Below are 9,235 nucleotides of genomic sequence, written 5' to 3'. Positions count from 1 at the left end.
ACTGTCCTACGGGGCAGTGGGCTGCCGTCAACCAGCCCCGAAGCCCGGGCCGACGAGGCTGCGGGCAAGCCCCTGGCTTGAGCCAGGGGTCGTTGACTGGGTACGCGAGGTCTCAACGATGTGATCACCCTCACGCTCCACCAGCTCCCCGCTGTGCCGGTTGCCAAAGCCGAGTATGCCTGGCTCCTTCCTGACCGGTCAGATGATCAGACACCTCCGCTGCTACTGGGCACGCTCTCGTCAACGAGGGGCAGAGCCGTCCTGCTGACCTATCGCAGCCCTTCTCACCAGGATCTGCTCGCTCAGTACAGCCGTTTCCTGGTGACTGAGGAGGATGCAGCTCATCCTCCGATCGCGCCCTCTCTCGACTCGACCACCTGGCGTTTTCTTGGAGCGATTTCCGACACGCCCACTCCGGGGGACGAGCAGCACTATAGTCTCCTGTCGCACCTGCGGCACCTGCTGGCCAGTGATCCTGAGCTTCAACACATTGGTCTCTCTGGAGGTCTGGCCCTCTGGCTCTATCGCAATACGGAAAAGCTCCTGGAGTGGTCAAGTGCGGCGAGGGATGACTGGGCCTCCGGGACTCATACGGGGCTGCTGCGTCGGCAGGTGATCCGCATCCTGGACTACCTTGATGGCACTGCCTACGTTGGGCGTGATACTCCCACTGGTACCCCGATCCTGGTCGATCCGAAGGCGGGTCGCATCGGTCTCCTGCAGGTTGACCCCAACCAGGCGCTTCCCAGTTATCTTGCCCACATCAACCTGCACTTGAGTGGTCTCATCAATGCTCCTGGCCATATAGCTTCCCAGCAGCAGATTGCCACGAACGTAGACAGGCAGTTAGAGGCCATTGCTATCCTGATGCAACGCATCCGCCAGGACGCGGTCCAGCTTGTCACCATGAGCGATGCTCAACTGCAGCAGGCAAAGGCACTCTCATTACTGGACGGGATGCTTACCAGTGCGAATACAGCCTACGTCGGGCAGCAAGATCCAACGACTGGTCTGGTGCAGGGGGGAGTGACCGGGATTCAGGGACAGCTCCAGCGGCTGGCTGTTGTTCCCATCAGGGCAGTCACTCCTCCACAGCACTGATCAGGGCCGTGAGGCGGATGGCAACTCCGATGAACAAGGCTGGCGTCCATGTGCAGGTGATTGCTGTTTCCTCAGAGAGAGTGGGAGCTTCAGAACCCTACGAGGGATGGAGTGCTATGGTGCGGCAGGCAGGTTGACAGACTGTACTGTCCAGACAGACAGATCATACTGGAAAGAAATGAAACGAGTGAGAGCAATCGATAAACGTGTGTGAGGATGATCGGTGACTATAGGGAAGAATGGTGCGGAGGCAGCCGTCTCCTGCTCTCACTGGCGACGGAGGCGCACGGCTGCAGGACGGTAGGACGGATGCAGGCAATAGCGCCGGCGTGATCCCGCCACACGAAGCACATAGCCCTGCCGTTCCAGGGCCTCTGCCAGATGACGTGCCTGGGGATACGAGCAGCGTATCACCTGCTGGATGATACGAAGGTCTACATCAGTGCCCCGTGGAAGAAGGGCCAGATAGGTGAGCAGTGCACGCGAGCGTCTCCCTGGGGGCCCAGATTCTTTCCGAGCGGGGTATGGGGCGGGACCCGACCTCCGAAGCGCAGGAGTCTCCGCGCGGGGACATTCTGCTTGCGCGGGCGTCTGGTCTGGCGCTTTTCCGAGCACAAGGGGCAGCACAGCAACACTGGTCAGCAAACCACACAGCCACCAGAATCTGGGCGCGTCCCAGGAAAACGCCAGGGTCCCCAACGGCGGCCCGACCGTCTGAGCAAGGTTCCAGGTGACATCCCAGGCGCCCTGGTAGCGGCCACGCAAGTGCGCTGGCGCCAAATCGGCGACGTAGGCTGCAGAGGCGGGGTGATGGAGGATCTCGCCCACACTCCAGAGCACCACTGTCAAGGCCAGGGACACGAGATTGGAGGCAAAGGCGACCAGCCCAAATCCCAGAGCTGTGAGCAGCCAGCCTATGGCAATCAGTGGCAGCAGTGAGCACTTTCTGGTGACCTGGCTGAGAGGCAGCTCTAACACGATTACCACCAGGCCATTGAGCGAAAGCAGCGCTCCATAGGCGGCGTTGGACAGACCCAGGCTGTGCACCTGCAGAACAAGAGTGGACTGATGCTGGAAGTACACTATGGCCACTGCCAGGGAACCGAGCAGGAAGAGCAGAAAACGAGGATCGTGATGGAGCGCTTCCACGAATCCAGCTGCTGTCGGTGGCTGCTCCTGAGCTGCGCCACCGCTCCCAGCGGGCAGAGCGACCAGGGCCAGCACGCCGAAGACGACGGATGAGAGAGCATCTGTCAGAAAGATCAAGAAGAAGGAGTGGCTGGCAAAGAAGCCGGCCAGGAGAGGACCAGCGGTAAAGCCGACATTAAGGGCAAACCGGTACCAGGCGAAGGCGGGCAGGCGCTGCTCTCTCGGTACCAGCTCGGTCAACAAGGCACTGGCCGCCGGACGATAGAGGGCAGCACAGAGGCCAGCCAGGGTCGCCAGGCCCACCAGCGCCGGCAAGGCACGTGCCTGTGATAAGGCCAGAGTAGCTGCGGCGGAAGAGAACATGGCGACCACGATAGTCCACCGTCTTCCCCGGCGGTCTGCCAGAGTGCCGCCGAGGAGAGCAGCGGCCATGCTGCCCAGTCCATAGGCTCCCGCAGCTATGCCTGCCTGCGCTGGGGAGTAGCCTTGAGCCGTCAGATACACCAGGAGAAAGACCCCGACAAAGCTGCCGAACCGGTTCACGAAGATACCGCTTAATAGAATCCAGAAGGAAAGGGGGAACAGCGCTCCTGGTGCCAGGATGCCTCTTCGTCGTTGCATGGTGGTGATCGCTCCTTTCCTGTATGGAGGAGTATGCTATGGCCTGGCTCTGCGGTGGGATAAGCAGAGGCAAAACTGCTGGCTGGCTCCTCCTTGGGTAGCAGAAGCCACCAGCTCTCCATCTGCTGCGAAGAACATGGCCCGTACTGACGTGTCTTGCCCCCTGAATGGAGATCGCGCAGCCTGATCGAACGCCGCTTCCCAGGTGACCTATTTGTCTGTGGACGAGACAGGAGGCGACAGCTATCGAAAGCATGAGCGACCCCAGGCCGCGGCTGAAGCCGGCGCCGTGGGCGAATGCGTCGAGCAGGTCAGCATGGGGCTGATGGCAGAAACCCAGAACGTGACCTGACAAGCTCTTCCTGAGACCAGCCGTACAGCACCGGGAGATCCTGGCCACGTTGCTCATCCTAGGTGATCTCGGTGCACTCGACGGAGAATGAGCGTACACGACGGCGGTGGGAAACGTCTGGGAAGGAATCGGGAGCGTAGCGGGAAGAGAGTGGGAGAGTGAGGGACTGGCAGTGGGTGCGCAACGGGAGCCGCCTGGGAAGGCAGCAGGTGGAGACCTTTGTCGTTGTTCAGTTCCGGCAGATCTCGGAAGAGGTTCAAAGACAACAGGGCCATGTCCTGTGATGCTCGTTGCTCTGGCTGCAGGCGCTGATTGGCTCTTTGTCAGAGTGGCGCTGGAGTGAGGTATGAGTGTGGAGCTGGTCATTCCCTGCGCCAATATGAGAGGAGGTTCTCTGAGGCGGACCGGGAGAATCTTTCTCTGTGCTTGATCTGGTGCAGCGGGTGGGGAGATGGACTTCTGGGGGAGGCCCCTGGATCAACACCTGTGGACGCGCACTGCTTGCAAGGCTATACGGGGGGCAGTCAAACGAGAGTCTTTGCTCTTGCTTGAAAGAAGCTCTCAGGATATACTCTTTTCAGAGGATCTGCCTTGGAAGGCAGCTTTCCTTCCAAGCAAGCTGTCGCGGGTTCGAGTCCCGTCTCCCGCTCCCTCTTCCCAAGCCAGGTGGACGACCCTCCTCCAAGAGAGGGTCGCCGCTTGCCCTCAAGACAGCTATTCTGACAGCTCTGTTCTTCCTGCTCGTCCTGCACTCCCTCTAACGCCAACAGCCGCCCCATTCTTTGTCAAGTCTCCTCTTGCATCCCCGGCAACACATGCCCATCAATACCGAGCGTGATATTCACGTGGCTGTGGCCAAGCAACTCCTGGACCACCTTGCTGGTGACTCCCAGCGCGAGCAGGATGGTGGCCGTGCTCTGCCTCAGATCGTGAAAGTGGATGCGCGGCAATCCGGCCTGCTCCAGGAGCTGGTAATACTGGCGGCGCACGAAGCTATCGGTGAGAAAATGGCCCTTCTGGGTGCAGAAGACCAGATCCATCGGCTTCCAGCGAGGGCCTGCCTTGCTGCGTACCTCCAGTTGCCGGGCCTGGTGCGCTTTCAAGGTCTCGATGACGGGCGGGAGGAGGACGATGGAACGCCTGCCCTTGCTGGTCCTGGTCGCGGTCTCTACAAAGCCATAGCCAGCCTGCTAGCTGAGGGTGCGTCGCACTATGCGCAGCCCAGGTGGGCATTCTGCAACTGACTGGAAGCCCGAGGCTCTGTCTCACGATCGCCGGCAGCGGATGGCAGCATGCCCAAAGTGGGCAAGCCCCTCATTCGGATCATTGAAGCAGACGCTTGTGAAAAGTGATGAGGCCCTCAAGATCCACGACATGCCCAACGGGTGCGTACTCGCGGGCCTTGACCGTTTTTGATGAGCTCCGTAAGAATGGCTAGAGGCAAACGCTTGCGATTGGCAAGTGCGTGACTGTGCTATTCCTTTTCAGGAGATGAAGATGGCGAACATTGTCGCTTCGATGTTTGTATCTCTGGATGGCGTTATTGAAGATCCCAAATGGACTTTTCGATTTACAAATGAAGAATCACAAAAATATAAATTCGACGAACTTTTTAGCTGCTCTGCACTCCTTCTGGGACGCAGGACCTACCAGGGATTTGCTGCCAGCTGGCCGAGCATGCAGGGAACTGGGGCATATGGAGAGCGCATGAACAGTTTGCCGAAGTTTGTGGTCTCTACCACGCTCTCAGAAATGGAGTGGAACGCCAGCGTGCTCACGGGCGATCTCACGGAAGCAGTCTCCCGGCTCAAGCAGCAATCAGGGAAGGATGTGTTGATTTTCGGAAGTGGGGAACTGGTCCACAGCCTGATGTCCCTGGACCTGATCGATGAATATCGGCTGATGGTCTTCCCCATTGTAGTGGGCAGAGGTAAGCGTCTCTTCCGAGAGGGAAGCGAGATCAAGGTGCTGAAGCTGATCGACACTCGGACCTTCAGTTCCGGTGTTGTCGTCCTCACCTACCGACCAGAGCGGCCTTAGCGTGAGCGAAGCTGTCAGCCGTCCACGATCGCGACGTTCCCCTGTGATGTCTCTGGCCCTGGAGTGTGAAACGGTTCATTCCTACTTCAGGACCCAGAGACAGCTGCCTCTTTGAATGGAGCAATCATCACCTCTCTTCAAAGAGGCGGGCGTCAGTAGTATCGCCCGCCGTGCGATCAGCACCGAGCGGACTCAGGCATGCCGTGCATCCCCCGGCGCCTCCCTTTCTGGCCCTCTTCGGGAGCGCCAGCTTGCCTGCGGCCTCGACACTCAGTCACTTTGTCGCCGCGCTGCCTGCTGAACTGGTCGCAGTCCTGTGAACACGCTTTCTGGAAGAGTTGCTGGCTACCTGCAGGGGCCTGGCTGCAACCTGGTCCCCGAGGACGAGCAGGCTCAATGGCGGCAACAGCATGCATAGGAGGAAGTCAGGGCCGGAGAAATCACCGCTCCAATCGTGGAGATCCTTGACCTGGCTGGGGCGAGCGCATGGCAAGGAAGCCTCGGTGGCAGCAGCCCGGCCTCGGCGATCGCCAGGCGCTGCTCGCGGCTTAAGGGGGTCTGGTCTGAGTTTCCATCATCTGGTCACTCCCCGTGTGGGCTCAGGATTCCTTTGACCGCCGTGGCGCAACTCAGGCGACGTGCCGCGAGCACTCTGGCGGCCAGCGGATCGCGAGGACCAGCCATGCCAGGTCGCAGACAGGCGCAGCATCCAGTAGAGGCCAGAGGCAAGAAAGGCGAGAGAAGCGCGTCCGATTGGGGCGAAGATGCATCTCGGCAGAGCAGAAGCGGATGGTTTCGTCCATCACCAGACAAGACAGGTGATGGGCTTGTGAGAGCGATATCTGGAGAGGGCCAGGAGAACAGACCGGAAAACCTTCGCCTGGGACCCTTCGACGCAGGGAGGAAGCCCGGCAAGGGCTATCGGGCGACAAACATCCTCGTGTTTGCAGGCCGCGCCTCTGCCGCCCTGTCAACAGGGCCGCTAGCCTGCACGAGGATTGTTCTGGCTCGGTCGTTACCCCGTCGTCCCAGACCAGGCAAAGAGCACCGAGCAGCTGATCCCTTTTCTATGGAGCTGGAAGGGGCGGCGATTTCACAGCTGCCAGCTGCAAGCCGTGAAGAAGAGACAGGTAGGTAACACGCCCTCGCCGATTGGCTCCGACGAGCAGCAGGAACCGATATCCAAAAAGCAGCCGGCAGAAGATCTATTCGCTTTTTCCTGTGAACGCTGAGGAGGTGCGGGTGGGACTGCCCTGCTCCAGCAAGCGGATGGGCCAGCGATCGTCTGTTCTGTCTATGAGCGAGAAAGAGTGACAATCGGCATGTTCTGGCGTATACTCTTGATAGATGCGCCGCTCTCTTCCTGACCCCCAGGAGTGAGCTGACTCGCGACAGAGACGATGCTGCTAGCTTGTTGGCACTGATACCCTGAGAGGGAGGCTATCGCTCACGATGTCCCCGCCATCCTCGTCCACATCTGCTGCAACCTCACCTGGCCGGCGGCTGGCGCTGGTCATCGGGATCAATGGACCCCCTGCGCCTCACCGGGCACCGCTCCAGTGGGCCGAGGCCGATGCCTGTGGTATGGCGGAGATATTGCAGCAAGACGGTTGTGGCTTCGAGTTGGTGGTTCCCCCGGTGTTGGGTGCGCAGGCCACCACAGAGCGGGTCCGCAAGGCCGTGGTGCAGCTGGCCCTGGAGCTCCAGCAGGGAGATTTCGGGCTGGTCTTCTTCAGCTGCCATGCCGAGGCGCTGCCTGGGGAGGCCGGTCTGGATGAGGTCTATCTGGTGACGGCGGACTTTGATCCCACTCATCTGAAGATCGACCCCACGGCGCACCTCTCGTTTCGCTGGCTGCGGCAGGTGCTCTTTGAGCATGAGTGCGCGGCCCAGCTCCTGCTCATTCTTGACTGCTGCTATGGAGGCAAGTTCGCTGAGAGCGCGCCCGATCCCTATCGGGACGCGCTGCAGCGGCGCCTGAGATATTACTTTGGAGAACCAGGCGAGCGCAGTCCGGCGCCAGCGGGCGGCGTGCGCCTGGCGCTGACGGCGACCGGCCTGGAGCCAGCCCGAGAGCAGCATGGACACGGCCTGCTGACAGGGCAGCTGCTCAAGATCCTGCGGGGCGAGGTGCCAGAGGCAGCCGATGAGGAGGGCAACGTGACCTTCACACGGGTCGTTGCCTTCCTGGCGCAGGCCCTCCGGGAGCAGGGACCGCGCTTCTACGGGGCGGGCGATGAGCTGGTGCTGGCGCGCCATCCCGGGCTGGCCGAGGCGCGGCGGCGATCCCGGGCGCAAGACGAGGCGCGGCAGCGGCTGCGGGCGCTGGTGCGGCGTCGGGATGGCTTCTACGAGGATCGGCGGCGCAGTTGCGTGGGCCGCCAGACCGAGCAAGAGGCCGTCTGGCGCCTGGTAGAGGAGCTGCTGCCGACAGGGGGCTATGTGACGATCACCGGGGAGGCTGGCCAGGGCAAAAGTTGTCTGATCGCCAGATTGGTCGAAGAGCGAGCCAGGGAACAGGGAGGCGAGGAGCGGGTGGCCTTTCATTTCATTCCGCTGGTGCCTCCCCCAGACTATCAGGTGCCCTTGCTGAAAGCGCTGCTGGCGCGCCTGATTCTCAAGTACCAGTTGCCGGACTGGTGGCTGGCTGGGGAGGGTCGTGCCGCCTTGAGCGCGGCCCTGGAGGGAGTCCTGCAGGAGATCGCGCGACGCGGGCAGCAGGACGTCATCTTCATCGATGGGCTGGACCAGCTGCAGCCTGATGCGCAGAGTGGCTGGCGGGATCTGAGTTTTCTGCCGCAGGGACCAGGCAATCCACCCGCTGGGATCGTCTTCGTGCTGGGGACTCGCCCCGACGATACGCTACGTCCACTGGAGCTGTGCAAGCCACGGCGGGAGTATCGGCTACCACGGCTCTCTCGGTCCGATTTTGCGGAGCTCCTGCGACAGCGGCGGGTGGACCTCTCCGCGGTGCTCGTAGAACGGTTCTATGAGGCGTTGGGGGGGCATGCCCTCTTTCTGGATCTCCTGGCCAGGGAGCTGGCGAGCCGGGGCGGGCAGGGGCCGGCGGAGGTGGAGGCCCTGGTCGAGCGCCTGAGCAGCGACCCGGAGCACTTGTTTACGCTGGCGCTGGACCGGCTGCGGGGAGAACGAGCGCGGTGGCAACGAGTGATCAAGCCGCTGCTGGGGATCTTGCTGGTGGCGCAGGAGCCGCTCACGATCGCAGCGCTCCGGCAGCTGCTCACACTGGCTAATGGTAGAGCGATCGATCTGGAGGAGGTGCGACAGGGACTGCAACGGTTAGGGGGGCTGGTGATGCGGGATCAGCAGGGAGGCTATACCCTCTTTCATCTGAAGTTGCGCGACTGCCTGCGAGGTGGGCGGGGAGGAACAGGCGGATCGCCGAAGGAGCCGGAAGGGCTGTTTGATGAGGAGGAGGAGCGGCGCTGGCATGGGCTGCTGGCGGCCTGGTGCGAGCAGGGGGGGCTGGCCCGGCTCTGGCAGGAGGGGGCCAGGGACGAGGGTGAGCGAGAGCGGCGGCGCTATGGGCAGCGGCACTATGTGCGGCATCTCTACGAAGCGGGAGCGTGGGAGCGGCTCTTTGCGGTGCTGGACGAGGGGAGCTATGGGCGGGCGAAGGTGGCCGCGGACCCGAGCATGCACAGCTACGCGCAGGATCTGGATGTGGGGCGGCGAGCGGCGGCGGCGGTTGGGGAGAGGCTGGAGGAGCAGCTGAAGCAGCTGCCACGGCTGTGGGGCTACACGCTGCTGCGTTGCAGCCTGGGGAGCCGGGCGGATGCCTATCCCGATGCAGCGTTGGTGGTGCTCTGCCAGTTAGGGCAGGAGGCGAAGGCGCTGGGGCTGGTGGATCTGCTCACTGATCGAGAGCGACAGGCCGAGCTGCTGATCAAGCTGGCGCGCTGGCTGACGGGGCAGCCGGGACGCCTTGAGGAAGGCTGGCAGCTCTGTCGA

General features: G+C 61.9%; 5 protein-coding genes, 1 tRNA gene and 1 pseudogene. 5 read left to right on the top strand and 2 right to left on the bottom strand.

Translation table 11 applies throughout. The annotated features are described in order from the left end of the window. Positions 1-120: 120 nt before the first annotated feature. A complete protein-coding gene (locus tag IRZ31_RS17580; protein ID WP_297156023.1) occupies positions 121-1,101 on the top strand; it encodes a hypothetical protein in 981 nt (326 codons plus the stop codon). Between the two features lie 267 nt (positions 1,102-1,368). Here IRZ31_RS17580 and IRZ31_RS17575 read toward each other — a convergent pair whose 3' ends face one another. Next, entirely contained in the window at positions 1,369-2,871 is a 1,503-nt protein-coding gene (locus IRZ31_RS17575) for an MFS transporter (protein WP_297156021.1), read from the bottom strand. A gap of 220 nt (positions 2,872-3,091) precedes the next feature. Here IRZ31_RS17575 and IRZ31_RS17570 point away from each other — a divergent pair, with 220 nt between their 5' ends. Together IRZ31_RS17570 and IRZ31_RS17565 are read left to right on the top strand one after the other, a co-directional pair. Then, positions 3,092-3,223 carry a hypothetical protein gene (locus IRZ31_RS17570; protein ID WP_262982306.1) on the top strand — a complete coding sequence of 44 codons (132 nt, stop codon included), beginning with the start codon at positions 3,092-3,094 and terminating at the stop codon, positions 3,221-3,223. Between the two features lie 582 nt (positions 3,224-3,805). Further along, positions 3,806-3,869, top strand: a tRNA-Gly gene (locus IRZ31_RS17565). A gap of 139 nt (positions 3,870-4,008) precedes the next feature. On the opposite strand, the pseudogene IRZ31_RS17560 reads toward IRZ31_RS17565, so the two are convergent. Beyond that, positions 4,009-4,368, bottom strand: a pseudogene (locus IRZ31_RS17560) (tyrosine-type recombinase/integrase); the annotation flags it as partial. 352 nt (positions 4,369-4,720) lie between these two features. Between IRZ31_RS17560 and IRZ31_RS17555 the strand changes: the two are divergent. Continuing rightward, on the top strand, positions 4,721-5,263 hold the full coding sequence (locus IRZ31_RS17555) for a dihydrofolate reductase family protein (protein ID WP_297156016.1): 543 nt from the start codon (positions 4,721-4,723) through the stop codon (positions 5,261-5,263). 1,452 nt (positions 5,264-6,715) lie between these two features. After that, positions 6,716-9,235: AAA family ATPase (locus IRZ31_RS17550; RefSeq protein WP_297156014.1), on the top strand; the 2,520-nt coding region annotated here is incomplete at its 3' end.

This window comes from Thermogemmatispora sp., assembly GCF_019683635.1.
Lineage (GTDB): Bacteria > Chloroflexota > Ktedonobacteria > Ktedonobacterales > Ktedonobacteraceae > Thermogemmatispora.
The sequence above is the reverse complement of the archived record's forward strand: the minus strand, read 5'-3'. Positions and strand labels throughout refer to the sequence as shown.